Annotated in this window: 23 protein-coding genes and 1 riboswitch; of the genes, 14 read left to right on the top strand and 9 right to left on the bottom strand. The window is 61.1% G+C overall.

All coding sequences use genetic code 11. The annotated features are described in order from the left end of the window. Nucleotides 1–137: 137 nt before the first annotated feature. From F7P80_RS02740 to F7P80_RS02730, 3 genes are all read right to left on the bottom strand, one after another. Entirely contained in the window at nucleotides 138–866 is a 729-nt protein-coding gene (locus F7P80_RS02740) for a response regulator transcription factor (RefSeq protein WP_151042528.1), read from the bottom strand. A gap of 145 nt (nucleotides 867–1011) precedes the next feature. Continuing rightward, complete coding sequence (locus tag F7P80_RS02735; RefSeq protein ID WP_151042526.1) at nucleotides 1012–2463, bottom strand: serine/threonine protein kinase; 1452 nt, start codon at nucleotides 2461–2463, stop codon at nucleotides 1012–1014. After that, nucleotides 2460–3215: a metallophosphoesterase family protein gene (locus F7P80_RS02730; protein ID WP_151042524.1), complete on the bottom strand. Its 756-nt coding sequence runs from the start codon at nucleotides 3213–3215 to the stop codon at nucleotides 2460–2462. Before F7P80_RS02730 ends, F7P80_RS02735 begins: the two co-directional genes overlap by 4 nt. A gap of 199 nt (nucleotides 3216–3414) precedes the next feature. Here F7P80_RS02730 and F7P80_RS02725 point away from each other — a divergent pair, with 199 nt between their 5' ends. After that, nucleotides 3415–4074: a 2'-5' RNA ligase family protein gene (locus tag F7P80_RS02725; protein ID WP_151042522.1), complete on the top strand. Its 660-nt coding sequence runs from the start codon at nucleotides 3415–3417 to the stop codon at nucleotides 4072–4074. 3 nt (nucleotides 4075–4077) lie between these two features. On the opposite strand, the gene F7P80_RS02720 is transcribed toward F7P80_RS02725, so the two are convergent. Further along, complete coding sequence (locus F7P80_RS02720) at nucleotides 4078–4497, bottom strand: organic hydroperoxide resistance protein (protein WP_151042520.1); 420 nt, start codon at nucleotides 4495–4497, stop codon at nucleotides 4078–4080. A 189-nt stretch (nucleotides 4498–4686) separates the two neighbouring features. Beyond that, the gene (locus F7P80_RS02715) at nucleotides 4687–5535 is read right to left on the bottom strand and encodes a 3-hydroxybutyryl-CoA dehydrogenase (protein WP_058879992.1); all 849 of its coding nucleotides are present in this window, start codon (nucleotides 5533–5535) and stop codon (nucleotides 4687–4689) included. Between the two features lie 97 nt (nucleotides 5536–5632). Here F7P80_RS02715 and F7P80_RS02710 point away from each other — a divergent pair, with 97 nt between their 5' ends. From F7P80_RS02710 to F7P80_RS02690, 5 genes are all read left to right on the top strand, one after another. Continuing rightward, nucleotides 5633–7255, top strand: a complete 1623-nt coding sequence (locus F7P80_RS02710) for a GMC family oxidoreductase (protein ID WP_151042518.1) — start codon at nucleotides 5633–5635, stop codon at nucleotides 7253–7255. Nucleotides 7256–7406: 151 nt separating this feature from the next. Beyond that, nucleotides 7407–9182 carry a PHA/PHB synthase family protein gene (locus tag F7P80_RS02705; RefSeq protein WP_282959014.1) on the top strand — a complete coding sequence of 592 codons (1776 nt, stop codon included), beginning with the start codon at nucleotides 7407–7409 and terminating at the stop codon, nucleotides 9180–9182. Between the two features lie 169 nt (nucleotides 9183–9351). Beyond that, on the top strand, nucleotides 9352–10128 hold the full coding sequence (gene fabI, locus F7P80_RS02700) for an enoyl-ACP reductase FabI (RefSeq protein WP_151042514.1): 777 nt from the start codon (nucleotides 9352–9354) through the stop codon (nucleotides 10126–10128). A gap of 79 nt (nucleotides 10129–10207) precedes the next feature. Next, complete coding sequence (locus tag F7P80_RS02695) at nucleotides 10208–11641, top strand: bifunctional enoyl-CoA hydratase/phosphate acetyltransferase (RefSeq protein ID WP_151042512.1); 1434 nt, start codon at nucleotides 10208–10210, stop codon at nucleotides 11639–11641. 20 nt (nucleotides 11642–11661) lie between these two features. Next, the gene (locus tag F7P80_RS02690) at nucleotides 11662–12879 is read left to right on the top strand and encodes an acetate/propionate family kinase (RefSeq protein ID WP_151042510.1); all 1218 of its coding nucleotides are present in this window, start codon (nucleotides 11662–11664) and stop codon (nucleotides 12877–12879) included. A gap of 62 nt (nucleotides 12880–12941) precedes the next feature. On the opposite strand, the gene F7P80_RS02685 is transcribed toward F7P80_RS02690, so the two are convergent. Further along, nucleotides 12942–13748, bottom strand: a complete 807-nt coding sequence (locus F7P80_RS02685; RefSeq protein WP_151042508.1) for a putative bifunctional diguanylate cyclase/phosphodiesterase — start codon at nucleotides 13746–13748, stop codon at nucleotides 12942–12944. Next, entirely contained in the window at nucleotides 13697–14869 is a 1173-nt protein-coding gene (locus tag F7P80_RS17250) for a sensor domain-containing diguanylate cyclase (protein WP_151042506.1), read from the bottom strand. The genes F7P80_RS02685 and F7P80_RS17250 overlap by 52 nt, the downstream gene beginning before the upstream one ends. Before the next feature lie 457 nt (nucleotides 14870–15326). Here F7P80_RS17250 and dtd point away from each other — a divergent pair, with 457 nt between their 5' ends. From dtd to F7P80_RS02655, 5 genes are all read left to right on the top strand, one after another. Continuing rightward, entirely contained in the window at nucleotides 15327–15785 is a 459-nt protein-coding gene (gene dtd / locus F7P80_RS02675) for a D-aminoacyl-tRNA deacylase (protein WP_054065935.1), read from the top strand. Between the two features lie 44 nt (nucleotides 15786–15829). Then, a riboswitch (S-adenosyl-L-homocysteine riboswitch) is annotated at nucleotides 15830–15942 on the top strand. A 79-nt stretch (nucleotides 15943–16021) separates the two neighbouring features. Further along, the gene (ahcY, locus tag F7P80_RS02670) at nucleotides 16022–17437 is read left to right on the top strand and encodes an adenosylhomocysteinase (protein WP_054065934.1); all 1416 of its coding nucleotides are present in this window, start codon (nucleotides 16022–16024) and stop codon (nucleotides 17435–17437) included. 133 nt (nucleotides 17438–17570) lie between these two features. Next, a complete protein-coding gene (locus F7P80_RS02665) occupies nucleotides 17571–18743 on the top strand; it encodes a TlyA family RNA methyltransferase (protein ID WP_151042504.1) in 1173 nt (390 codons plus the stop codon). A 39-nt stretch (nucleotides 18744–18782) separates the two neighbouring features. Beyond that, nucleotides 18783–19658: a methylenetetrahydrofolate reductase [NAD(P)H] gene (gene metF / locus F7P80_RS02660; protein ID WP_151042502.1), complete on the top strand. Its 876-nt coding sequence runs from the start codon at nucleotides 18783–18785 to the stop codon at nucleotides 19656–19658. An 84-nt stretch (nucleotides 19659–19742) separates the two neighbouring features. After that, a complete protein-coding gene (locus tag F7P80_RS02655) occupies nucleotides 19743–20354 on the top strand; it encodes a septal ring lytic transglycosylase RlpA family protein (protein ID WP_249041353.1) in 612 nt (203 codons plus the stop codon). A gap of 105 nt (nucleotides 20355–20459) precedes the next feature. On the opposite strand, the gene F7P80_RS02650 is transcribed toward F7P80_RS02655, so the two are convergent. After that, a complete protein-coding gene (locus F7P80_RS02650; RefSeq protein WP_054065930.1) occupies nucleotides 20460–21362 on the bottom strand; it encodes a 23S rRNA (adenine(2030)-N(6))-methyltransferase RlmJ in 903 nt (300 codons plus the stop codon). Between the two features lie 317 nt (nucleotides 21363–21679). Between F7P80_RS02650 and rplM the strand changes: the two genes are divergently transcribed. From rplM to erpA, 3 genes are all read left to right on the top strand, one after another. Then, a complete protein-coding gene (gene rplM / locus F7P80_RS02645) occupies nucleotides 21680–22108 on the top strand; it encodes a 50S ribosomal protein L13 (RefSeq protein WP_003059004.1) in 429 nt (142 codons plus the stop codon). Nucleotides 22109–22118: 10 nt separating this feature from the next. Continuing rightward, nucleotides 22119–22511 carry a 30S ribosomal protein S9 gene (gene rpsI, locus F7P80_RS02640; RefSeq protein ID WP_054065929.1) on the top strand — a complete coding sequence of 131 codons (393 nt, stop codon included), beginning with the start codon at nucleotides 22119–22121 and terminating at the stop codon, nucleotides 22509–22511. A gap of 239 nt (nucleotides 22512–22750) precedes the next feature. Next, nucleotides 22751–23116: an iron-sulfur cluster insertion protein ErpA gene (erpA, locus tag F7P80_RS02635; RefSeq protein WP_054065928.1), complete on the top strand. Its 366-nt coding sequence runs from the start codon at nucleotides 22751–22753 to the stop codon at nucleotides 23114–23116. 170 nt (nucleotides 23117–23286) lie between these two features. Here erpA and F7P80_RS02630 read toward each other — a convergent pair whose 3' ends face one another. Then, a complete protein-coding gene (locus tag F7P80_RS02630; RefSeq protein WP_151042691.1) occupies nucleotides 23287–24447 on the bottom strand; it encodes an anhydro-N-acetylmuramic acid kinase in 1161 nt (386 codons plus the stop codon). Between the last annotated feature and the right edge of the window lie 9 nt (nucleotides 24448–24456).

Here is a 24456-nt window from a genome sequence, read left to right as displayed (position 1 = left end):
GACGGGTGAAGGCCCTGCGGGGTAGATGCTGGCATTGAAAGACTGCAGTCCACAGGTGCTGCACGGCCTGCAGCATTATCTGCTGCACAGCCAAGGCGCGTGACGCAAAGCCACAGTGCCAGCGCAATTGACGGCCGTTAACTGGCAGTGGTGGCCTGTGCCATCTCGGGCGCAGGCAGGAGCTCCATGCGATAGCCCAGCCCATAGATGGCACTGAGCAGGTAGATGCTGCCCTGGCCATGGTATTGGCCCAGCTGGAGTTTGGTGCGCAGCCGCGAGGCATGGGTGTCCAGCGTGCGGGATGGGGAAGGGGGGGTGCTGCCCCAGACCGCTTCGGTCAGGTGGTTGCGCGAGAGCAGGCGACCGCAGTTCTGGAACAGGAATTCCGCCAGCTCGTACTCACGGTGCTTGAGTTCAATAGGCTGTTCCTTGAGATAGACCGTGCGGGTGTGTGGCTCGAGGCGATAAGGGTCAAAGTCCAGACGCATGGTGGATACGTCGGGATAGGCACGGCGCATCAGCGCGGAGACACGTGCCATCAGCTCCTGCACGCGCAAAGGCTTGGTCATGAAGTCATCCGCCCCGGCATTGAAGGCGGCGACGATGTCTTTTTCCTCATTGCACTGGCTGGCAAACAGGATAGGCAGCTTGCTGCCTCCGGCTTCGCGCAGTGCACGAACCACCTCAATGCCACTCAGTCCTGGCAGCAGCCAGTCAACGATCAGAAGGTCAAAGCTTTCGCGGCGCATGGCGCGAAGCAGGTCTTCTCCTGTTTCAAACAGGATGGTGGCATGGCCCATCTGATGAATGGTCGCCTCCACCAGCTTGAGGAAAATGGGATCGTCGTCTAGAGCAGCAATACGCATCCCGTCGTTGTAACAAAAAATTTCACATTTCGAACGCTGTGACTGCAAATGAATGCAAAAAAATCTGATGTTTTTGCGATAGGTCGTTGCTCCCAAAAAGAAAAAAGTGAATTTCGGGCGGCGTGTCAAAAACAAGACGCTTGTTCTAATTTTCAGGATATGAAGTGTTGGCCCGGTGCAGTGCCGTAAAAGGCAGCTGCTGCTTGACGAGGATGACGGTGCAGGGCGCATCGCGTGCCACGCGCATGGGCACAGTCGCAATCCAGCGCTGCAGCTGCAGGCCGTGGGTGGCGGCACCCATGATGATCAGTCCTACGTTGTTGCCCTCTGCGTAGCGCACCAGGGCCTGCGCCACATCACCGGATTCCAGCACGTGGTAGCTCACCCCGTGTCCCCCGGTTTCCAGGCCCTGCGCCCATTGCTTGAGCCGTGCCAGGTGCATGCGGTGCAGGGCGGTTTCGCTGCGGCTGCTGTCCGTGCTGCTGCTGGCAGCAGGGGAAATGACGGTCACCACCGCCAGCCGCGCCCCCGGCCGCGTGGACAGCGAGCGCGCCACGGCCTGGCGCAGGCTGTAGAGTGTGGCATCGGTCACATCCTTGTGCGGCACGGCCACCATGAGGATGGGCACGTCCGCAGCCTGCTGCGAGGGCAAGGGACTGGGGTGGTATTCCATGCCAGCGGCCCTGAGCCAGCGGCGCAGCTTGCCGAAAAAGGAAATGCCTTTGAGCCGCAGGCCGCGCTGGGTGATGGGCACTTGCTGCGGGTGGCTCAGGTCAAAGGCCAGTTCCGCCGCGCTGGGGTAGCGCTGTGCGGCTTCAGGCTCCAGGCAGCGCAGAATGATTTCCTGCAGCCAGTCCGGCACATCGGCGCGCAGCGCTCGCGGTGGTGTGGGAGCCATCCACATGCGCTGGCGCAGACCGGCCTGGGTGGTGGGTGCTCCAAAGGGCAGCTCGCCGGTGGTGAGCTCGTAGAGCATGACGCCGATGGCGAAGATATCGCTGCGGATATCGCCGCGCACGCCCACGATTTGCTCAGGGGCTATCCAGGCAGGGGAACCGACGGCCTTGCGCAGCTCTTCGGCCAGCAGATCCGGGTAGTGGGCGTGGCAGGACAGGCCAAAGTCCAGCAGTACGGCATTGCCACTGTTCTGAATGAGCACATTGCCGGGCTTCAGATCCAGGTGGCAGCAGTTTTGCTGGTGCAGGCTGTGGGCGGCCTGGGCCATGGCCGTGCCCAGCTGGGTAATCGTTTCTATGGGCAGGGGCTGTGGCTGATCCAGCCAGTGCTGCAGTGTTTGGCCCGCCATGTGCTCCATGACGATGTAGGGCACGCGCAGCAGGTCGCCTGCGGCCACAAACTGCGGCACATGGGGGCCGTGCAGCGCAGGCAGGATTTGCAGCTCTACCTCAAAGCTGACGATGTTCTCCGCCCCGTCACCGGCTGTCATGCGCGGGATTTTCATCACCATCGGAAAGCCCGGTGATGCGGCCTTTGGCTGCGCATAGCGCACGCTGTAGATGTGGGCCATGCCGCCTGCGTGGACGCAGTCGTCAATGATGAAGCCGTCAATCTCTGTGCCCGGCGTGCGCTTTTTCATTGCCCCTGCTCCAGACGGTCGGCAAAGGCATTGGGCAGCTCGCTGTGCCGGATGGCCTGCATGGCAGCGCCATGGTCGTAGGGCACGCGGTAAAAGGTCAGGGTGGCGGCCTGGCTGTCATACATGGCGTACATGGCGCGCACATCACCGTCGCGCGGCTGACCGCAGGAGCCCACGATGGCCAGCCATTGCCGGTGTGCGGGCACGGGAATGGGCACGCCAGGCTGCGGCACAAAGCGCATGAGCTTGGCCGTGGGCGTGAGGTAGTACAGCGCCTGCTGGTGCACATGGCCGCTGAAGACGTAGCGGATGTTGATGTCCATATCGCTGGCGGCCGCCATGCTGCGCTCGGCCATCAGGCTGCTGTCCACATAGGGCCAGCGCTCGGGATGGTGGGCGCTGGCATGCACCAGCAGCAGGTGTTCGTGCTGGCTCAACAGCGGTAGCTGCGCCAGAAAATCCTTGTGCGCCGGACTGAGCTGGGCATGGGTCCAGAGCGCGCCCTGTTCGCCCACGTGCTGGATCTGACTGGGTGGGAGCAGGGCCAGATCGTCGTGGTTGCCGCGCACCGCCCAGGCACCCGCCTGCACGGCCCGCATGATGGTGTCGAGCACAGCCGTGGGCTCGCCGCCATAGCCCACCATGTCGCCCAGAAAGGCCAGCTGGGTGGCACCTTGCGCCTGTGCGTGGGCCATGCAGGCCTGCAGCGCCTGCAGATTGCTGTGGATGTCTGAGAACAGGGCCAGTTTCATGCCGCCATGGTGGCGCGTCTAACTGGCGTTAAGCTTGCAGGGCGTACTGGGAATTACCCGGTTTGCTCTTTTAAAGATAGCTTTTAGCGCTTGATTAATATTGATTTCAGAGTGATTTTTATCTGAAATCAAGCATTTGCAAGCGCTGCAAGCTATGGTTTTTTATGCAGGTGCAGCGCCTGCTCCGTCATCTGCATGTATGCCAACGATTGCCCATACCGAGGTCTGTGAGGATCGCGATTTTGCCGAGTGGCACCAGGGTCGCCCCTGGTGTGGGGTCTGGGTGGTGCGTGCTGAAGCGCCCCGGGTACAGGCGCTGGTGCAGGTAGCGCGCAGTGCGCTGCGGCCCTGGCTGCTGCCACGCTATGCACGCCAGCCGCATATCACGCTGGCCTACCGTGGGCTGATGCCGCGCGATGCAGCAGATACGCAGGCTGAGTTTGGCCTGCTGCAGCTGCTTGCCGATGTGCAGGCCCTGCAGGCAGCGCAGCTGCCGCCTTTTGCCTGGCAGCTGCAGGGCGTGGGCAGTTTTTCGACCGTCCCGTATCTTGCGCTATCGCACAGCCCTGCGCTGCACATCGCACATGAGGCACTGATGGCGCGCATGCCTTACCCCGGCTGGCACTATGTGCCGCACATCACGCTGGGGCATTACGGCCGGCGGCTGCCACTGGCCGAGGCGCTGCAGGCCCTGCAATCCAGCGTGCCCGGTGGGCCGCTGCATGCTGCGCAGGCCGACGCGCTGTGGCTGGCGCGCTATCGCAGCAGCGATATTGCCGGGCCGCTGTACTTTGAAGGCCGGTTTGACCTGGCTACGCAGCAGTACGTGGCTGAGCCAGAGGCGCTGCTGCAGCCGTAGGCCTCAAGCCACCGTCAGCGTCACGGGCACATTGCCGCGCGTGGCATTGGAGTAGGGGCAGACCTCGTGGGCTGCATCCACCAGTTGCTGTGCCTGGGCATGGTCCATGCCTGGCAGGCGGATGGTCATGCGCACGGCAATGCCATAGGCCTGACCGACGGGGCCGAGATCGACCTCGGCATCGATCGACAAATCCTGCGGCAGGCTGATTTTCTGACGTGCAGCCACGGCCTTGAGTGCACCAATGAAGCAGGCGGAGTAGCCTGCAGCAAACAGCTGCTCGGGGTTGGTGCCCGTGCCGCTGCTGCCGGGGGCGGACAGCTGAATGTCCAGCTTGCCATCATCGCTGCGCGCCGCGCCTTCGCGTCCTCCGGTGGTGTGAGTGCGTGCGGTGTAGAGCACTTTGTCCAGTTGCTGGGTCATGGCATTTCCTTGGGTTATGCAAGTTGAAAAAACCAACGGCACACAAACCGTGCCGTTCATGGGATGAGGAGCAATGTAAGACGCCGTGCCAGACCTTGCTGTAGGCAAGGATGACAAAAAAGCGCCAGGCAGCAAGGCTGCGGCTGGCGCTTGGTTGGGCATGCCACTGTGCGGCACGCTGGGTAGGACTTAGTAGGTGTAGACGCCCTGGCCGGTCTTGCGGCCCAGACGGCCAGCAGCCACCATTTCACGCAGCAGGTAGCAGGGGCGGTACTTGCTGTCGCCAAACTCTTCCAGGTAGACCTCCATCACGGCCAGACACACGTCCAGACCAATCATGTCGGCCAGTGCCAGTGGGCCAATGGGGTGGTTGCAGCCCAGCTTCATGCCCTCGTCAATGTCTTCGGGCGTGGCCGTGCCTTCGGCCAGCACGTAGAAGGCCTCGTTGATCATGGGCACCAGAATGCGGTTGACCACAAAGCCGGGCGCGTTCTTGACGGTAATCGGTGTCTTGCCCAGCTTTTCCGCCAGCGCCTTGACCGCGTCATGTGTGGCATCGCTGGTCTGCAGGCCACGGATGATCTCCACCAGCTTCATCATGGGCACGGGGTTGAAGAAGTGCATGCCGATGAACTTGTCCGCACGCTGGGTGACGGCTGCCAGCTTGGTGATGGAGATGGAAGAAGTGTTGGAGGCCATCAGCGCCTCAGGGGTCAGCAGGCTGTCGAGCTGCTGCAGGATCTTGACCTTGAGGTCGTAGTTTTCCGTGGCGGCCTCAATGACCAGCTGTGCTGCCTTGAGGTCGTCGTAGCTGGTGGAGGTCTTGATCAGCGACAGCGCCTTGTCCTTGTCGGCCGCCGTGATTTTTTCCTTCTTGATCAGGCGGTCAAGGCTGCCAGCAATGGTGGCCAGCCCTTTCTGGACGGCGGCTTCGGAAATGTCCACCATCACCACGGGAATGCCTGCGACTGCACATGCCTGTGCAATGCCATTGCCCATGGTGCCTGCACCTACGATACCTACGGTCTGAATACTCACGGTTCTATCTCCCTTTGTGGTTGGTATGCGTGAAAGATGGTATCCCAAGACATTGACAGAATGCGTAACGTAAGCGTCTTGTTCATCAGGGGGTGACATGGGAGAAGCGTTTGACTACATCGTGATTGGTGCAGGTTCTTCAGGCAGTGTGCTGGCGGGGCGGCTCAGTGAATCGGGTCTGCATCAGGTCTGCGTGCTGGAGGCAGGTGGTGCCGATGATTCCGCCTTGCTGCAATGCCCGGGCGGGCTGGCCGGGCTGGCCAAGACCGGGCATTTCAACTGGTCCATGGCAACCGTGCCGCAGCCGGGGCTGGGCGGCCGCGTGGGCTATCAGCCACGTGGCAAGGGGCTGGGAGGCAGCAGCTCCATCAACGCCATGATCTACCTGCGTGGTCAGCCCGAAGACTTTGACTGGTGGGCGGCACAGGGCAATCCGGGCTGGGCATGGGAAGACGTCAAACCCTGGTTTCTCAAGGCCGAACACCAGGAGCGTGGTGCCGATGCATTTCACGCCCAGGGCGGGCCGCTGAACGTGGCCGATCTGCAGCAGCCCAACCCCTTGAGCCAGGATTTTGTGGCAGCTGGTGTGCAGGCAGGCTTTCCCGCAAACACGGATTTCAATGCCGCCAGCCAGGAAGGTGTGGGCCTGTATCAGGTCACGCAAAAAAGCGGGGAGCGCTGCAGCGCTGCCAAGGCCTATCTGACGCCCCATCTGCACCGTCGCAATCTGCATGTGCGCATGGGCGCACAGGTGCTGCGCATCGTGCTGGAGCACAGCGATCAGGGCCTGCGCGCCACGGGTGTGGAGTATGTGCGTGGCGGCGTGCGCCACATCGTGCATGCGCGGCGTGAAGTGCTGCTCAGCGCGGGTGCCTTGCTGTCACCACAGGTGCTGATGCTCTCGGGCATTGGCCCGGCAGCGCATCTGCAGGAAGTCGGTATAGCGCCGGTACATGATTTGCCGGGTGTGGGCAGCCATCTGCATGACCACCTGGACGCTACGCTGGTGCTGGATGCACCGCAGCTGACGCAGTCGTTTGGTCTGTCGCTGTCTGGCGGCTGGCATCTGGCGCAAGGCGCATGGGAGTGGTGGCGTCACCGCACGGGTATTTTGACGAGCAATTTTGCAGAAGCCGGCGCTTTTTTGCGCAGCAGCCCCGAAGAAGCATTGCCTGATCTGCAACTGCATTTTGTGGTGGCCAAACTGCTTGACCATGGGCGCAAGACGGTGTGGGGCCATGGCTACTCCTGCCATGTCTGCGTGCTGCGTCCGCGCAGCCGGGGCACGGTGCGCCTGCGCAGTGCAGACCCGCTGACGCTGCCAGCGGTAGACCCGAACTTTCTTGCGGATGCAGATGATCTGCAGCGCACGGTGCGTGGCGTGCAGATCGTGCGGCGCATTCTGGCGCAGCCAGCGCTGGCCCGTCATGGTGCCAGAGAGCTGCCAGCTTCCGCAGCGGCGCAGACGTCTGAGCAGATTGCAGACTGGGTACGCCAGTATGCCGACACCATCTACCACCCGGTAGGGACCTGCCGCATGGGGCCCGGGCCACAGGATGTGGTGGATCACCAGCTGCGCGTGCATGGCGTGCAAGGGCTGCGTGTGGTGGATGCTTCCATCTTTCCGCGCATTACCAGCGGTAACACCAATGCGCCTTGCATCATGCTTGGTGAAAAAGCGGCGCATATGGTGCTGGCTGAGGCGCAAAGATGGGCTTAGGCGGGTGTTCTGCCATGCAACGCGCGCAGGCTGTGGTTTTGCGGTCTTGATGGATATCAAGATTGGCGGGTTCGCATTTGGCAGGAATGCCGCTTTTCCTGAGAATGCAAGTGAAAGACGAGACAAGCTGTAACTTTGCAATGGGAACAAAGTGGTAGTCGAAAACATACAAACTGATTCGCAGACAGAAGCGACGCAGGCCCTGGATGACCGCGTACGAGCGGCCATGAGCCATATGACCATGGGCTTGTCGCCCATTGCCCTGGGGCTGGCCACCGCAGACTGGTGGCTGCATCTGGCTTCTTCCCCTGGCAAGCAGATGCTGCTTGCGCAGCGCGCTGCACAGCTGGTGCAGCAGGCGGCCAAGTCTACGGCACAGCCCGCGGGAGAAAGCGATGCACGCTTTAAGGACGCTGCCTGGCAGCAGTGGCCCTGCAGCGTGATGAAGGAAAGTTTCAAGGCCGGAGACAGCTGGTGGCGCGAAGCCGTCAAGGTCGATGGCATGACACGTCACCACCGCCAGCTCATGGAGTTCTTTGCCCGGCAGTGGATGGACGCGCTGTCCCCCTCGAACTGGGCACTGACCAATCCCGAAGTGCTGGCCAAGGCCCGGGAAACGCAGGGCGAAAGCCTGCGCAAGGGTTTGGAGCTGTTTGTGCAGGACCTGGAAACCGCACGCAATGCCCGGCCAGACACGCCTGCAGAAGCGCTGGAGCCCTTGCCCTACGCCGTAGGCAAGGACGTGGCCTGCACCCCGGGCAAGGTGGTGTTCCGCAACCACCTGATCGAGCTGATCCAGTACAGCCCTGCCACCGACAAGGTGCTGCCAGAGCCGGTGCTGATCATTCCGTCCTGCATCATGAAGTACTACATCCTGGACTTGTCGCCGCACAACTCCATGGTCAAGTACCTGGTCGAGCAGGGCCACACTGTCTTCATCATTTCCTGGCGCAATCCTGATGCCTCAGACCGTGATCTGAAGATGCAGGACTACCTGAGCACTGGCGTGCTGCAGGCCATGGCCGCCGTCAAGGACAACACGGGTGCCAGCCGCATCCACACCATGGGTTACTGTCTGGGTGGTACTTTCCTGGCGATTGTGGCGGCAGCGCTGGGGCGTCTGAAGCGCAAGAAGACCCGCACGGCCAAGGAGCAGGCGCTGATTCCTGCCGATCTGCCGGAACTGGCATCCGTGATCCTGCTGGCGGCGCAGACTGACTTCTCTGAGCCCGGCGAGCTTGGCGTGTTTATCGACGAAGAGCAACTGGCCCATCTGCGCCAGCGCATGAATGAGCAGGGCTATCTCTCGGGCAAGCAGATGGGAGGCTCCTTTCAGTTCCTGGCTTCCAAGGACCTGGTCTGGTCCCGCAATACACGCCGCTATCTGATGGGCGAAGAAGACAGCAGCTTTGACCTGATGAGCTGGAATGCGGACCAAACACGCCTGCCTGCCCGCATGCACAACGAGTATCTGACCTCGCTGTTCCTGAACAATGCGCTGGCCTCTGGTCAGTACCGCTTTGCCGGGGCCACTGTGGCGCTGATGGATATTGACGCGCCCATGATGGTGGTCGGCACCACGCGCGACCACGTCTCACCCTGGAAGTCGGTCTACAAGATCCATCTGCAGACAGATACGCACGTTAGCTTTGTGCTGGCGGCAGGCGGGCATAACGCAGGCATCGTGTCAGAGCCTGGCCGTCCGCGCCGCAGCTACCAGATCGCCAGCGTCGAAGATGGCGCGGGCTGGGTCGATCCGGACGACTGGGTGGCACAGACCCCTGTGGTGCAGGGCTCATGGTGGGAGGCCATGGACCGCTGGATCAAGCAGCGCTCAGGCGCTCCCATCAAGGCCAAGCCCATCAAGGCTGACAAGGTGGTGTGCGATGCGCCGGGCGAATACGTCATGGTGCGCTACGCCGATTAAGACCTGCTGAGCCGCTTCCTCGTATTCAGCCTGTCACACCACCTGTGTATGTTCTGCTGCGCAGCAGCGGTGGTGCCGGGCATATGCCGTCCATGCAGGTCTGTGCCATGTGCTGGCGCAGACCTGCGCCGCTTTCTCTAGTTCTTCCAACTTCTTGCAGTCCTCAACCATGATTTCTCCATCGCTGTTCAGCCTGGCTGGCAAAAAAGGCCTGGTGCTTGGTATTGCCAACGACCGTTCCATCGCCTGGGGATGTACCTCCCTGGCGCGTGCACTGGGGGCGGACATCGTGGCGGCCTGCCTGAACGACAAGGCCCGCAAGTGGGTAGAGCCTTTGACATCACCCATTGGCGTGGATCTCGTCAACTGCAATGTGGAAGAGCCTGGCCAGCTCGAAGCACTGGTGCAGCATGCGGTAGACAAGTTCGGCAAGCTGGACTTTGTGATCCATTCCATTGCCTGGGCGCCACTCGAAGATCTGCACGGTGATGTGGTGGACAGCTCGCGTGAAGGCTTCGCGCGTGCAATGAGCGTCTCCTGCCATTCCTTTGCTGAACTGGCAAAGCTCTGCGTACCCCATATGCCTGAGGGCGGCAGCCTGCTGTCCATGAGCTATCTGGGGGCCGATGAAGCCGTGCCCAACTATGGCGTGATGGGGCCAGTGAAGGCGGCTCTGGAGTCCATGGTGCGCTATATGGCCATGGAGCTGGGACCTAAGAACATCAGGGTGCATGCGGTCTCGCCTGGCCCTATCTTGACGCGCGCCGCATCCGGCATTGCCGACTTTGACGAACTCATGGCCACAGCACAGGCCAAGGCCCCGCTGCAGCGTCTGGTGACGCTGGAAGAAATCGCACAGCTCAGCGCTTTTCTGTGCTCTGACGCTGCCTCTGGCATGACAGGTCAGACCATTTATGTGGACGGTGGCGTCCACGCCGTGGATTGATTCTGAAAACTGCACAGGCCATGCTGCCAGGGCAGTCCGTCATCCGCACACCACACAAAGACAAAGGGAGAACATCCGAATGCATACGAACGCACCAGAGACTGAATGGATGGAAAACGTCACCTATGACGAATTGACGGTGGGGCAAAGTGCGCGCCTGCTGCGCACAGTGTGCCTAGAGGACATCCAGGCATTTGCGGCGGTGTCTGGTGACATCAACCCCGCACACCTGAACGCAGAATATGCCGACAGCACCATGTTCCATGGCGTGATTGCCCACGGCATGCTGGGGGCAGCCCTGATTTCAGCCCTGTTTGGTACACAGTTCCCTGGCCCGGGCACGATTTATCTGGGGCAGGAGCTGAAGTTCACCCGGCCTGTGCGTATCGGTGACACCCTGACGGTGCTGGCCACGGTGGCGGAAAAGGACGACGAGAAAAAACGCGTCAAGATGGACTGTCTGGTGACCAACCAGAAGGGCGAGGTGGTGCTCAAGGGTGAAGCCAAGCTGATGCCACCGACCCAGAAAGTCAAAGTGCAGCGCATTGATGCGCCGCGCATCCAGCTGTTTGACCCCGAAGCACGCCAGAAAGACTTGCTGGCCCGTGTGCAGTCGCTGGAGGCTGTGCGTTGCGCCGTGGTACACCCCTGCGATGAAGGCTCGCTCAGCGGTGCCATGGACTCAGCCCGCCATGGCCTGATCATTCCCGTGCTGATTGGTCCTGAGGGGCGTATTCGCCGCGTGGCGGAGGAAGCTGGTATCAACCTCGACGGCGTGGAAATCATTTCCGTGGAGCACAGCCACGCAGCAGCAGAGCTGGCAGCGGCCATGGCAGCACGTCAGGATGTGGAAATTCTGATGAAGGGCAGCCTGCACACCGACGAGCTGCTCAAGGCCGTGCTGGCTCAGCCGGCACTGCGCACGGGGCGGCGCCTCTCGCACATCTTCCGCTTTGATGTGCCGCTGTACGACAAACCACTCTTGATCACCGATGCAGCCATCAACATTCGCCCCAGCCTGCTGGAAAAGGTGGACATTGTGCAGAACGCCATCGACTTTGCACGCGTGCTGGGCACGGAAAAGCCCAAGGTGGCCATCCTCTCAGCGGTGGAAACCGTCACCCCCAGCATTCCTTCCACACTGGACGCTGCCGCCCTGTGCAAGATGGCAGACCGTGGCCAGATCAAGGGCGGTGAGCTCGATGGCCCGCTGGCGTTTGACAACGCCGTGTCCACGGATGCGGTGCGCATCAAGGGCATTGACTCCGGAGTGGCTGGGCAGGCCGATATTCTGATGGTGCCGGATCTGGAAAGCGGCAATATGGTGGCCAAGCAGCTCGAGTATCTGGCGCATGCATCTGGCTCCGGGCTGGTGCTGGGAGCCCATGTGCCGATTGCGCTGACCAGCCGTGCCGATGGTCCACGCGCCCGTGTAGCGTCCTGCGTGCTGGCACTGCTGGCAGCGCATGAAAAGCGCAAGCAGCGCGCCGAAAACGCCTGGAAGCTGGGTTGAACCTGAAGGGGAGTCTGACAATGGCCATTCTTGCCGTGAATGCGGGGTCTTCCTCGCTGAAATTTTCCCTGCACCCACTCAAGGACGGGCAGGTGCAGCCCTTTGTACTGTCCGGCAACATCCAGGGGCTGGAGCCTCAGGGCTCACCCATGATGAGCTGGGCGTATCTGGGGAAAAAACATGCCGAGCCACTGAATGTCAGTGCTGGCAGCACCTCGTTTGCAGCAGCGCTGCAGGGCGTGCGTGCGCTGATCGATCGTCTGGAAGCTGCGCCAGACATCGAGGCCGTTGCGCACCGTGTGGTGCATGGTGGTGGCGTGTTCACGGCATCGGTGCTGGTGACTGATGCAGTGCTGGAAAAGCTCGCGACCTTTAATTCACTGGCACCACTGCACCAGCCGCACAACCTGGAAGGCATTCGCCAGTTCCGGGCGGCGTTTCCGCAGTTGCCGCAGATCGCCTGCTTTGACACAGCCTATCACGCCACCATGCCTGAGGTGGACTATGCCTTTGCCCTGCCCAAGGCGCTGCAGGACCAGGGGGTGCGCCGCTATGGTTTTCATGGCCTGTCCTACCAGTACATCATGTCCGTGCTGCAGGAGCGCACCATCCGTGGCCGTGGCCGCGTGGTGATGGCGCACCTGGGCAATGGCGCCAGCCTGTGCGCGGCGCTGGCGGGCAACAGTGTGGCAACCACCATGGGCTTCTCTGCGCTCGATGGCCTGATGATGGGCACGCGCAGCGGTGCACTCGATGCCGGTGTGCTGCTGTATCTGATGGAGCAGGGCTGGAGCTATGCGCAGATGGAAAAGCTGCTCTACAAGCAAAGCGGTCTGCTGGGGGTGTCCGGCATTTCTGCTGACATGCGCAAGCTGCGTGCCGACGGCAGCGAAAACGCCCAGCGTGCGATTGACCAGTTCACACACCGCGTGATTCGCGAGACCGGCGCGCTGGTGGCCTGCCTGGGCGGGCTGGATGCGCTGGCCTTCAGCGGCGGCATTGGTGAAAACGATGCGGTGCTGCGCGAGCATGTGTGTGAGCGGCTCAGTTGGCTGGGCATTCGTCTGGATGCACAGCGCAACCAGGAAGCCACAGGCAAGGAAGCCTATGCCGTGCACGCACCGGATAGCTCTGTGGAAATCTGGGTGATTCCTACCGATGAAGGCCGTGTGGCCGCCCGTGAAGCAGCCGCCTTGCTGCAGGCGCAGCGTTCCGTGCAAGCTGCCCAGATTGCATAGCGCTGCCTGACGGCGGAAGCGCAGGACGCTGGAGGCACTGAGCAAGTGCCTTCAGCGTTTTTTCATGCAAAGGATGTGTGGCGCTGGCGGTGCTGCAGTTGCCACCGGGTGGCATCTTCGGCAGTCATGGGGCGAGCCAGATAGTAGCCCTGTGCCAGGTCACAGCCCAGCTGCTGCAGCAGCTCCCATTGCTCCCGGGTTTCCACGCCTTCTGCCACGGTACGCAAACACAGGCTTTTGGCCATGTGGATGATGGCAGTGACCAGATTGACATCGTCCTGATTCTGCAGGATGTCCTGAATAAAACTGCGGTCGATCTTGAGCTTGTCCAGCGGGTAGCGCTTGAGGTAGGCCAGAGACGAATAGCCCGTGCCAAAGTCATCAATGGACAAGCGCACACCCAGCTGCTGCAGGGCTTGCAGCGTGCCCAGCACATGGCTGGATTGTTTCATCAGCGTGGTTTCCGTCAGCTCAATTTCCAGCCACTGTGCTGCCACGCCTGTGTCCTGCAGCACCTGCTGGACTTCGGCCAGCAGATGGCTATGGCTGAACTCAATGGCCGACATGTTCACGGATACCACCACGGGCGGCAGCCCTGCATCGCGCCAGGCGCGGATCTGTTTGCAGGCGCTGCGCATGACCCAGCGGTCGATCAGAGAGATCAAACCACGTGACTCGGCAAAGGCAATGAATTCACCGGGCGGCAGCAGGCCGCGCTCGGGGTGTTGCCAGCGCACCAGGGCTTCAAAGCCTTCGAGCCGCTGTGTCTGGAAATTCCACAGTGGCTGGTAGTGCAGCGCCAGGCCCTGGTCATTTTCTACGGCTTCGCGCAGCAGCCGGTCCTGCGCGAGCAGGCGGCTGGGGCGCATGTCCAGCAGTGCGCTGTAGTACTGCAGTGCGCCGTGCCCATCTTTTTGGCGGTTTCCATGGCGGCGCTGGCATTGAGCAGCAGGGCATCGGCGCTGTTGCCGTCTTCCGGGTAGAGGCTGATGCCGATGGAGGCTGGCAGATGCACCTGTCCACTGGGCAGGGTGTAGGGCTTGTTGAGCACAAAGCGCAGCTCGCGCGCAATGCACTCGGGCTGGCAGGCGGTCAGCGGTGAAGCCAGTACCACCACAAATTCGTCACCGCTCAGGCGGGCCACGATGTCATCCGGGTGTACCTTGCTGCGCAGGCGGCGCGCCACCTCGGTGAGCACCTTGTCTCCAGCTTCGTGGCCCAGGGAGTCATTCACATCCTTGAAGTGGTCCAGGTCCACATACAGCACGGCCGCCGGGTATTTGCTCTGCTGGGCATGGGCGATGGCCGGTTGCAGCTGGCGCATCAGCCCTTGTCGATTGGGCAGACGGGTGAGTGGGTCGTGAAAGGCCAGAAAATGCATTTCTGCTTCTGCCCGCTTGCGTTCGCTGATGTCGCGCAGCACCAGCAGGCCGATCTGCGTATCGCCCTCTGGCAGCAGGCTGATGTTTATCTCCACATCCATTTCCTGCCCGTTGTGGTGCAGCAGCCGGGTTTCGTAGGCGTGTTCCGTGCCTTGCTCCATCAGCCGTGCAGAGTCGGCGCGCAGCACATGGGGCAGCAGATGCAGCACGGGCTTGTCCAGCAGCTGGCTCAAGGGGTAGCCGGTCAGGGCTATGGCGGCTGGGTTGGCGTCAAAGATCTGGCGGTTGCGAAAGAAGATGATGGCTTCGCGCGTGGCATTGGCATAGCGCTGCAGCCGGGTGTTCCAGTCCTGCACCAGCTGCGCAGCATCCAGCAGCGACAGGTTGTGCTGTGGCATCACGATGATGGCGTTGACCTGCCCGCCCTGTTTCTGTGCGATGAGCAGGGTGGGGATGCACTGATCCCGGGCATACACCAGCGGGGTCTGCAGGCTGGCACCCTGGGTGCAGGCACTGGCCAGGCGTTCGAGTTCGCACTTCCAGCGCTTCCAGTTGCAGGGGGCAAGATAGTGCAGCGGCGCCTGACCGAGCAGCTCCTGCACAGGCATGTCAAGCAGCTGGGCATAGGCTGCGTTGGCCCAGGTGCAGCGGCCATCTGGTCAGTTCAGGCATGCATGGGCGCACCGATGCTCAGCGCCACGGCGTGCAGGAGGTCTTGCGGTGTTTCGTGAGGAATGCGGGGTTGTGCGGGCGTCATGGATGCACCGAATGTCGGGTCAGTACGTGACAAGACCGTGCCAGCGCAGCGTGTGCCGGAGGGGAGGCACAGAGAGTGAAGACAGGGGGCGGGGTTCATGTATCGGGATAGAGCGAGCATCGGAACCAGGCCTTGCGTTAGGGCAAGCTTTGAGCGTCGAAGTCCCGATCGCTCCGGGATGTCTGCTCTGTACATGGCATGCATAAAATGAGAGCGCTCAGCGCAGGAAAAATCTGGAATTCAAAGTGCTTGAAGTGCAAAACTGAAGCACTGCAAGCGGTCGATGCTCTATTTTTTTGATTAAGAAGATGAAAGTGTTATTGCAACGCGTATGCCAGGCGCGCGTGGAAATTGCCGGGCAGGTGTCCGGCGCGATCGGGCATGGTCTGCTGGCACTGGTCTGTGCCGAGCAGGGTGACAGCGAAAAAGAAGCCGACAAGCTGCTGGCCAAGATCTTGAAGCTGCGCATCTTCAGCGACGAGGCAGGCAAGATGAACCGCAGCGTGCAGGATGTGGGCGGCGGCCTGCTCATCGTGAGCCAGTTCACGCTGGCAGCCGACACCAGTAGTGGCAATCGCCCCAGCTTTACCCAGGCGGCCAGACCGGATGAAGGCCGGCGCCTGTATGACTACTTTGTGCAGCAGGCACGTGCGCTCTATGCAGCGGGGCCCGTGCAGACCGGCGAATTTGGTGCAGACATGCAGGTGCATCTGGTCAATGACGGGCCGGTGACCATTCCCATGCGTATTGCCCCCGCTGCTGCCTGACGGCGGCAGAACTGCGGGCGCTCGCGTACAATACGCGCCTCTTTCCTTTCGAGGAGCGTTGCAGCGTCCATCCCAAGTCAGCGGTGGCGTGAGGCTCGGAAGGGCAGCAGGGCCGCTTCAGGCGGCGCTCGCTTCTTGGCAACGACGCTCACCCACGCTTTCTGTGCGGTGAGGCCTGTCAGCCCAAAATCCCCAGAACGTGGTTTTTTCAAGTTGTTTTCCGCACAGGAGAAACCATGAGCAACACACTCGACCGCGCCATTGCGGACATCTCTCTGGCCGACTGGGGTCGTAAAGAAATCAAGATCGCTGAAACCGAAATGCCCGGCCTGATGGCTGTGCGTGAAGAGTTTGCTGCGCAGCAGCCCTTGAAGGGCGCACGCATCACCGGCTCCCTGCACATGACGATTCAGACCGCCGTGCTGATCGAGACACTGACCGCACTGGGCGCAGAAGTGCGCTGGGCTTCGTGCAATATCTTCTCGACCCAGGACCACGCCGCGGCCGCGATTGCCGCCACCGGTGTGCCCGTGTTCGCCATCAAGGGTGAAACACTGGAAGACTACTGGGATTACACCCACCGCATCTTTGAATTCGGCCCCGCAGGCAGCGATGCCGAAGGCCCCAACATGATCCTGGACGACGGCGGCGACGCCACCATGCTCATGCACCTGGGCATGCGCGCTGAAAAAGACCTCTCCGTGCTGGACAACCCCGGCTCGGAAGAAGAAAAGATTGTGTTTGCCGCTATCCGTGCCAAGCTGGCCCAGGACCCCACCTGGTACAGCCGCAAGTCCGCCAAGATCATGGGCGTGACCGAAGAAACCACCACTGGTGTGCACCGCCTGAACGAAATGTCTGCCAACGGCACACTGAAGTTCCGCGCCATCAACGTGAACGACTCGGTGACCAAGTCCAAGTTCGACAACCTGTACGGCTGCCGCGAATCGCTGGTGGACGGCATCAAGCGTGCCACCGACGTGATGATCGCCGGCAAGATCGCTGTGGTGGCTGGCTACGGTGACGTGGGCAAGGGCTGCGCCCAGGCGCTGGCTGCGCTGCGCGCCCAGGTGTGGGTGACGGAGATCGACCCCATCAACGCCCTGCAGGCCTGCATGGAAGGCTACAAGGTCGTGACCATGGAATATGCCGCCGACAAGGCCGACATCTTCGTGACCACCACCGGCAACCGTGACGTGATCCGCCATGAGCACATGGTCGCCATGAAGAACGAAGCCATCGTCTGCAACATCGGTCACTTCGACAACGAAATCGACGTGGCTTCGCTGGAGCAGTACCAGTGGGAAGAGATCAAGCCCCAGGTCGATCACGTGATCTTCCCTGACGGCAAGCGCATCACCCTGCTGGCCAAGGGTCGTCTGGTGAACCTGGGCTGCGCCACCGGCCACCCCTCGTTCGTGATGTCCAACTCCTTTGCCAACCAGACCCTGGCGCAGATCGAGCTGTTCACACGCCCTGACGCCTACGAAGTGGGCAAGGTGTATGTGCTGCCCAAGATCCTGGACGAAAAGGTCGCCCGTCTGCACCTGAAGAAGGTGGGCGCACAGCTGACCGAGCTGACCGATACCCAGGCCGCCTACATCGGCGTGAAGAAGGAAGGCCCTTACAAGCCTGACACCTACCGCTACTAAGCTGTGGCGGTGGCATGGTGAGGCGCAGGAAGTCCTCGCCATGCCTGCTCTGGCGCTTGATGTTTTTCATAGCTGCCAGCGCTTGCTGGATCAGCGCCAGAGCCCAATTTGAGTCATAAAAGGAAACTACGCAATGCGCGCAGATGTATTTTTGGTGGACAACGGCTATGCCACCACCCGTTCTCAGGCACAGCGCCTGATTGCTTCGGGCGTGGAATGGCGTCTGACACCACTGGCCCCATGGAAAAAAGTTGTCAAGAATGGTGACGACATTCCTGCTGGCGCCGAGCTCAAGCTGCTCGACGATGCCGAGGTCAAATTCATCTCCCGCGGTGGTTTGAAGCTGGAAGGCGCTCTCAAAGCCACTGGCTTGAAGATTGAAGGTCTGCGTTGTCTGGACGTGGGTCAGAGCACAGGCGGCTTTACCGACTGCATGCTCAAGCACGGTGCAGCACAGGTGATTGGCGTGGACGTTGGTCAGGGCCAGCTGCACGAGAGCCTGCGCGCGGATGTGCGGGTGATTTGCGTGGAGGGACTGAATGCCCGCTCCATGACCGCAGAAGTGCTGGAAGACGCCTGCGAAGAAGTGATTTCTGAGCGCTGGGAAGAGGAAGAAGACAACGACACCCAGCCTCAGGCGCCCTATGCGTGGATGCGCAATGGCGGCGAAGTCGGTGAAGACTACGACGACAGCAACGACGCCAAGGACGCTGAGATTGAAGCCTTCAAGGCCGAGCGCGCCGCCAAGGCCAAGGCCCGCGAAGAAGGCTCGATCCCTACCGAGCGCCGCCGCAAGGCGGAATATGCCGAGGTGGACACTACGGCCGAGTTTGACTTTGTGACCGGCGATGTGTCCTTTATCTCGCTGACGCTGGTGCTGCCTGCCGTAGTGCGCCTGCTCAAGCCCCACGGCCACCTGCTGATGCTGGTCAAGCCCCAGTTTGAACTGCAGCCGGGCCAGGTCGGCAAGGGCGGCATTGTGCGCGACCCCGCCCTGTACAAGGAAGTGGAAGAGCGCATCCGCGCCTGCCTGACGGAGCTGGGCCTGGAAGTGAAGGCATGGCTGGATTCGCCCATTGAAGGCGGTGACGGCAACCACGAATTCTTTGTGCATGCCGTGCAGGGTGCAGAAATCAAGCATCTGGACCAGCCTTTGCCAGAGCAGCCTGCTGCGCCTGCAGCCAAGCGCGTCTCGCGCACCGTGCTACGTGAGCTCAAGCGCATCGACATCATCGACGATGAAGAAGATGGCTACAACGTGCCGGGGCCTGCACGCCCCAAGCGTAAAAACGTCAAGAAGTATTGATGACCGCGCAGGGCGCGCGCTGCGCCCTGCGTCCCCCAGATGCCAACAGCCTGCCGGGAGGGCAGGCCAGGAGTGAGCAACGTGGCAACAGCTTTCCCTATCAGTTTCGAGTTTTTCCCCACCAAGACGCCTGAAGGCGCGGCCAAGCATGTGCAGGTGCGCAAGGACTTGTCTGCCCGCAACCCTGAGTTCTGCTCGGTGACCTATGGCGCGGGTGGTTCCACCCAGGCCGGCACATTCAGCATGGTGCGCGACATTCAGGCCGAAGGCATGCAGGCAGCCTGCCACTTCTCCTGCATCGGTGCGACCAGCGAGAAGGTGCGCAGCGAGCTGCAGCAGCTCAAGGACATGGGCGTCAAGCGCATCGTGGCGCTGCGTGGTGACCTGCCCAGCGGCTATGGTCTGGGCGGTGAATTTCACTACGCCAGCGATCTGGTGGCCTTTATCCGCAAGGAGTTTGGTGACTGGTTCCACATCGAGGTGGCCGCCTATCCCGAGACCCACCCCCAGGCCAAGTCGCCCGATGCAGACCTGCGTGCCTTTGCCACCAAGATCCAGGCCGGTGCCAATAGCGCCATCACGCAATACTTCTACAACGTCGACGCATACTTGCGTTTTGTTGAAGGGATTCAAGCACTTGGCGTGTCGGTTCCGGTCGTTCCCGGTATCATGCCGATCACCAATTCTTCTCAACTCATGCGCTTTTCCGATGCGACAGGCGCTGAGATTCCCCGCTGGATTCGCCTGCGCCTGCAGGCCTATGGGGACGATGTAGCTTCCATTCGCGCCTTCGGCCTGGATGTGGTTGCACGACTGTGTGAGCAGCTTCGCGCCAACGGCGCCCCTGGCTTGCACTTCTATACGATGAACCAGAGCGCTTTCACCCTGGAGCTGTGTGATCGTCTGGGCCTCTGAGGCCCGGGCTTAGCACCTGCTGACCCTTGCGTGATGCCTGTGGCTCACTGCTTCAAGGGTCAGTCCATGTCAGAACCAAGGTGCTTGTCATTTCCTGAAACCGTAACGTGTGCACCGCTGCCTCGCCGCAGCGGCATAGCCTTGAGCGCCGTGCTGCTGAGCATGGCGCTGGCAGCCTGTACACCGCTGCAGACCTCCAGCGACGCCAAAGGCACTGCCCCAGCTGCTCGTGTGCAGGGCACGGGCCTGCATGGCTCCGAACAACTGGCCAAGGTGGCGCCACCAGCCATGCGCTGGGACCGCATGGGCGATCCTGCCAAGGCGGTGGAGAACCGTTTGTACGAACTGCAGTGGCCCGAGGTCGATCAGCAGGGCATGGCCTCCTGGTATGGCCCGGGCTTTCATGGCCGCAAGACCGCCAATGGCGAGCGCTTTAACCAGTTTGACCTGACCGCCGCCCACCCCACCTATGCCTTTGGCACCCAGCTGTGCGTGCGCAGCAAGGCCACAGGTCAAGCTGTGGTGGTGCGTGTGAACGACCGTGGCCCCTTTGTCAAAAACCGCGTGATTGATCTGAGCAAGGCGGCCGCCGAAGAAATCGGCATGCTGGACAAAGGCGTGAAGGCCGTGGAAATCTACAAGCTCGACGATGGTCAGGAGGAATGCCCCGCTGCCTTGCTGCAGGCGCAGGGTTAAAGTCAGCATCTAAAAAAAGAGTGGCTAGCGCAGGTGGTACAAGGGTTTGGCAATCATTTGATTTGCAAACCCAGCAGTATCAAGCGCTAGCTGCTCTTTTTTTATTTATTCGCCGAACTCCAGCGTGTGGGTGGCGTTCTTGTCTTGCGCCAGCAGCTGCTGCATCTGGGGCAGGGCTTCTTTCAGTGCGGCGCGCAGCGTAAAGGGCGGATTGATCAGGAACATGCCGCTGGCGGGCAGGCCAGGGCGTTTGCCTTCGGTGGCATTGCCCCAGTCGTTGACCTCACTGCGGATCTTGCTGCCCTTGACCGTGAGCGTGGCGTGCAGCCAGCTGCGGCCTGCCTTGGTGGCCATGGTCTTGAGGCGCTTGGGTAGATCGTGCGCTTCCTGGCGCGGAATGATGGGATACCACACGGCATACGTGCCGGTGGCAAAGCGCACCAGCGCGTCCTCGATCATGGTCAGCACGCGGCCGTAGTCGGTCTTCATTTCATAGCTGGGGTCGCACAGCAAAAAACCGCGGCGCGAAGGTGGCGGCAGAAAGCGCTTCACGCCGGCAAAGCCGTCTTCCAGCAGCACTTCCACCTGCTTGCCGGCCTGCAGCTGAGCCATATTGCCGTCCAGCGAGCGCCAGTCGTTGGGGTGCAGCTCAAACAGGCGCAGCTTGTCCTGCGGGCGCAGCAGGCTTTGGGTGATGAAGGGCGAGCCGGGGTAGGTGCGCACACCCTTGCCCTGGTTCACGCTGCGCACGGTTTCCATATAGGCGCGCAATGCAGGCGTCAACTGGTCCAGCGGGGTGCTGGTCAGGCGCTCAATGCCGTCCTTGGATTCGCCGCTGGTGCTGGCAAAGTCGCCATCCAGGCGGTACAGGCCTGCACCGGCATGCGTGTCGATGACGCTGATGGCGGTTTCTTTCTGGGCCATGTGCTGCAGCGCAGCAATCAAAACAGTGTGCTTGAGCACGTCGGCGTGGTTACCGGCGTGAAAGCCGTGGCGGTAGCTGAACATAGGTCGTGATTCTTTTCGTTGTAGGGGCGCGGCGCTTGCGTGCGATGGGCAAGGCCGCTCAGATGTGTCTAGTGTGCCTAGTGTGAGCGCTCTGAGCGTCAGGTGGTCAATTCCACACAAAGACACAGTGCGATGGCGCTATTGGACGCCATTTTGTATAATGGCGGGCTTCGCAGCGATTTTATGGGTCCCGCGGCGAAGTGTTTGGCAGTGTGCTTGCACGCGGTCAGGCAGTTACCGCCTAAGAGGCTTCCTTTTTAAGAAGAAGCGCCGACCGCGGAAAAGGGCCCGCAAACCCTCTTAGAAAGAGTAATCTCATGTCTACATTCAGCGCAAAGCCCGCTGAGGTGCAACACGAGTGGTTTGTGATTGACGCCACCGACAAGGTGCTCGGACGTGTCGCCAGCGAAGTGGCACTCCGTCTGCGCGGCAAGCACAAGGCAATCTACACACCTCACGTTGACACCGGCGACTACATCGTCATCATCAACGCCTCCAAGCTCAAGGTCACTGGCACCAAGAACCTGGACAAGGTGTACTACCGTCACTCCGGTTTCCCCGGTGGCATCACTGCTACTAACTTCCGCGACCTGCAGGCTAAGTTCCCTGGCCGCGCTCTGGAGAAGGCCGTTAAGGGCATGCTGCCCAAGGGTCCTCTGGGCTACGCCATGATCAAGAAGCTGAAGGTGTACGGCGGTGCTGAGCACCCCCATACCGCACAGCAGCCTAAGGCTCTGGAAATCTAAGGAGACTTGAATGATTGGTGATTGGAACAATGGTACCGGCCGTCGCAAGTCCAGCGTCGCTCGTGTATTCCTGAAGAAGGGCTCCGGCAAGATCACTGTGAATGGCAAAGACATTCAGCAGTACTTCGGCCGCGAAACTTCCATCATGATCGCTAAGCAGCCTCTGGCGCTGACCGATAACCTGGAAGCTTTCGACATCCAGATCAACGTCCACGGTGGCGGCGAATCTGGTCAGGCTGGTGCAGCCCGTCACGGCATCACTCGTGCCCTGATCGACTATGACGCAGCTCTGAAGCCCGCGCTGAGCGCTGCTGGCTTTGTGACCCGCGACGCTCGCGAAGTTGAGCGTAAGAAGGTCGGTCTGCGCGGTGCTCGTCGCGCCAAGCAGTTCTCGAAGCGTTAATTCGCCTCAGACCTGGCTCGAAGGTGGTTGCCTCACGGCAGCTGCCTTCCCACAAAAAAGCCGCTATTGCTCTTGGGCATGGCGGCTTTTTTGTGGGAGTCTCCATGCCAGCTACCCCCATCTGGTCGCAAGGGTTAATGCCCACACTGGGACTGTCGTCAAATACCGCTCATGCTTAATTCCTGAGCAATCTGCAGTACCATTGCCGCCGATTTCAGAAGAATTCTCGGAGTATCCCCATGAGCGCCGTAGCCGAAAACACGACCACCGAAATGCCAGAACCCATCATCTTCACCGACAGCGCAGCTGCCAAGGTGGCGGATCTGATTGCAGAAGAAGGCAACCCTGACCTGAAGCTGCGCGTCTTCGTGCAGGGTGGCGGCTGCTCGGGCTTCCAGTACGGTTTCACCTTTGACGAAATCGTCAACGAAGACGACACCACCATGACCAAGAATGGTGTGTCCTTGCTGATCGATGCCATGAGCTACCAGTACCTGCTGGGCGCAGAGATCGACTACAAGGAAGACCTGCAGGGTGCGCAGTTCGTGATCAAGAACCCCAATGCCACCACTACCTGTGGCTGCGGTTCCAGCTTCTCGGTATAAGCCGCGGGCACGAACGCTTCTCCTTCAAAAAACAAAAAAGCCGCTGAATGTCAGCGGCTTTTTTGTATCTGCATCTTTAAAAAAGGTAGCTGCTTGCGCTTGAATTGAAAGCTTTTGCAATACTTTTCTATTTGAAATCAAGTCGTATCAAGCGCTGGAAGCTATGCTTTTTAAGCAGGGTAGATGGCGCCGAGAATCCGTGGCCCTTGTGCACCTGTCACACGGGGCAGATTGCCGGGCAGGCCCTGCATGCACTGGCGTGCCAGCCAGGCAAAGGCGGCAGCTTCCACCTGCAGCGGTGGCATGCCACGCACGGCCGTGCTTTCTACGCGCAGCTGGGGTAGCAGGGCTTGCAGTTGGCGCATCAGCTCGCCATTGAGCGCACCGCCACCACACACCAGCAGTGCATCACTGCGCGCGCCAAAGCGGCTGACGGCTTCAGCACAGCTGTGGGCGGTCAGCGCGGTCAGCGTGGCCTGTACGTCTTCGGGGCGGGGTGTGCTGCCCAGCTGGGTCAGGTGTGACTGCAACCAGCGTGGGTTGAACAGATCACGCCCCGTGCTTTTGGGTGGAGGTAGTTGCAGATAGGGCTCTGCCAGCATGGCATTCAGTAGCTCGGGCAGCACGCTGCCGCTGGCAGCCCATGCGCCATCACGGTCAAAAGGCTGGCCGGTGTGCTGCAGGCACCACCAGTCCATGAGGGCATTGCCAGGGCCGGTATCAAAGCCAATGACGGCGCTGCTGCTGTCGCACAGCGAGGGCAGGATGCTCAGGTTGGCAATGCCGCCAATATTGAGTACCAGCGTCGCCTGGTTCACGCGGCCAAAGATGCCCTGATGGAACGCTGGCACCAGCGGTGCGCCCTGGCCGCCAGCGGCCACGTCGCGGCTGCGCAGATCGGCCACGACGGTGATGCCGGTGCGCTCGGCCAGCAGGGCAGGGTTTTGCAGCTGCAGGGTGTAGCCCGTGCCATCGTGCATCTGGGGCTGATGGCGCACGGTCTGGCCGTGTGCACCAATGGCGCGCACCTGCTGCGGGCGGGTGTCCGTGTCCTGCAGCAGCTGCTGAACCACGTCGGCATAGATGCGGCTGACGGCATTGCCGGTCAGTGCAGCGCGGTGCAGTTCGTTCATGCCGTCCGGGCTGTTCAGTGCCAGCAGTTCCTGGCGCAGGGCCATGGGGAATTCCAGGCTGGCATGGCGCAGGACCTGAATTTGCTGGCTGCTGTCCCAGCGTGCCAGTACACCGTCCACCCCATCGAGCGAGGTGCCTGACATCAGGCCAATGTACAGGTCAGCGCTGGCATGGGTGTGGTGTGTGGGTGCGGGCATGGGATGTGT

The organism is Comamonas kerstersii, assembly GCF_008801935.1.
In the GTDB taxonomy this organism is placed as follows: domain Bacteria; phylum Pseudomonadota; class Gammaproteobacteria; order Burkholderiales; family Burkholderiaceae_C; genus Comamonas; species Comamonas kerstersii.
The sequence above is the reverse complement of the archived record's forward strand: the minus strand, read 5'-3'. Positions and strand labels throughout refer to the sequence as shown.

Excerpts from the sequence above, each read along its gene's own strand:
- F7P80_RS02740 (WP_151042528.1), bottom strand. The coding sequence starts at position 866 with ATGCGTATTGCTGCTCTAGACGACGATCCCATTTTCCTCAAGCTGGTG.
- F7P80_RS02735 (WP_151042526.1), bottom strand. The coding sequence starts at position 2,463 with ATGAAAAAGCGCACGCCGGGCACAGAGATTGACGGCTTCATCATTGAC.
- F7P80_RS02730 (WP_151042524.1), bottom strand. The coding sequence starts at position 3,215 with ATGAAACTGGCCCTGTTCTCAGACATCCACAGCAATCTGCAGGCGCTG.
- F7P80_RS02725 (WP_151042522.1), top strand. The coding sequence starts at position 3,415 with ATGCCAACGATTGCCCATACCGAGGTCTGTGAGGATCGCGATTTTGCC.
- F7P80_RS02720 (WP_151042520.1), bottom strand. The coding sequence starts at position 4,497 with ATGACCCAGCAACTGGACAAAGTGCTCTACACCGCACGCACTCACACC.
- F7P80_RS02710 (WP_151042518.1), top strand. The coding sequence starts at position 5,633 with ATGGGAGAAGCGTTTGACTACATCGTGATTGGTGCAGGTTCTTCAGGC.
- fabI (WP_151042514.1), top strand. The coding sequence starts at position 9,352 with ATGATTTCTCCATCGCTGTTCAGCCTGGCTGGCAAAAAAGGCCTGGTG.
- F7P80_RS02695 (WP_151042512.1), top strand. The coding sequence starts at position 10,208 with ATGCATACGAACGCACCAGAGACTGAATGGATGGAAAACGTCACCTAT.
- F7P80_RS02690 (WP_151042510.1), top strand. The coding sequence starts at position 11,662 with ATGGCCATTCTTGCCGTGAATGCGGGGTCTTCCTCGCTGAAATTTTCC.
- F7P80_RS02685 (WP_151042508.1), bottom strand. The coding sequence starts at position 13,748 with ATGCGCCCCAGCCGCCTGCTCGCGCAGGACCGGCTGCTGCGCGAAGCC.
- F7P80_RS17250 (WP_151042506.1), bottom strand. The coding sequence starts at position 14,869 with ATGCCTGTGCAGGAGCTGCTCGGTCAGGCGCCGCTGCACTATCTTGCC.
- dtd (WP_054065935.1), top strand. The coding sequence starts at position 15,327 with ATGAAAGTGTTATTGCAACGCGTATGCCAGGCGCGCGTGGAAATTGCC.
- ahcY (WP_054065934.1), top strand. The coding sequence starts at position 16,022 with ATGAGCAACACACTCGACCGCGCCATTGCGGACATCTCTCTGGCCGAC.
- F7P80_RS02665 (WP_151042504.1), top strand. The coding sequence starts at position 17,571 with ATGCGCGCAGATGTATTTTTGGTGGACAACGGCTATGCCACCACCCGT.
- metF (WP_151042502.1), top strand. The coding sequence starts at position 18,783 with ATGCCAACAGCCTGCCGGGAGGGCAGGCCAGGAGTGAGCAACGTGGCA.
- F7P80_RS02650 (WP_054065930.1), bottom strand. The coding sequence starts at position 21,362 with ATGTTCAGCTACCGCCACGGCTTTCACGCCGGTAACCACGCCGACGTG.
- rplM (WP_003059004.1), top strand. The coding sequence starts at position 21,680 with ATGTCTACATTCAGCGCAAAGCCCGCTGAGGTGCAACACGAGTGGTTT.
- rpsI (WP_054065929.1), top strand. The coding sequence starts at position 22,119 with ATGATTGGTGATTGGAACAATGGTACCGGCCGTCGCAAGTCCAGCGTC.
- erpA (WP_054065928.1), top strand. The coding sequence starts at position 22,751 with ATGAGCGCCGTAGCCGAAAACACGACCACCGAAATGCCAGAACCCATC.
- F7P80_RS02630 (WP_151042691.1), bottom strand. The coding sequence starts at position 24,447 with ATGCCCGCACCCACACACCACACCCATGCCAGCGCTGACCTGTACATT.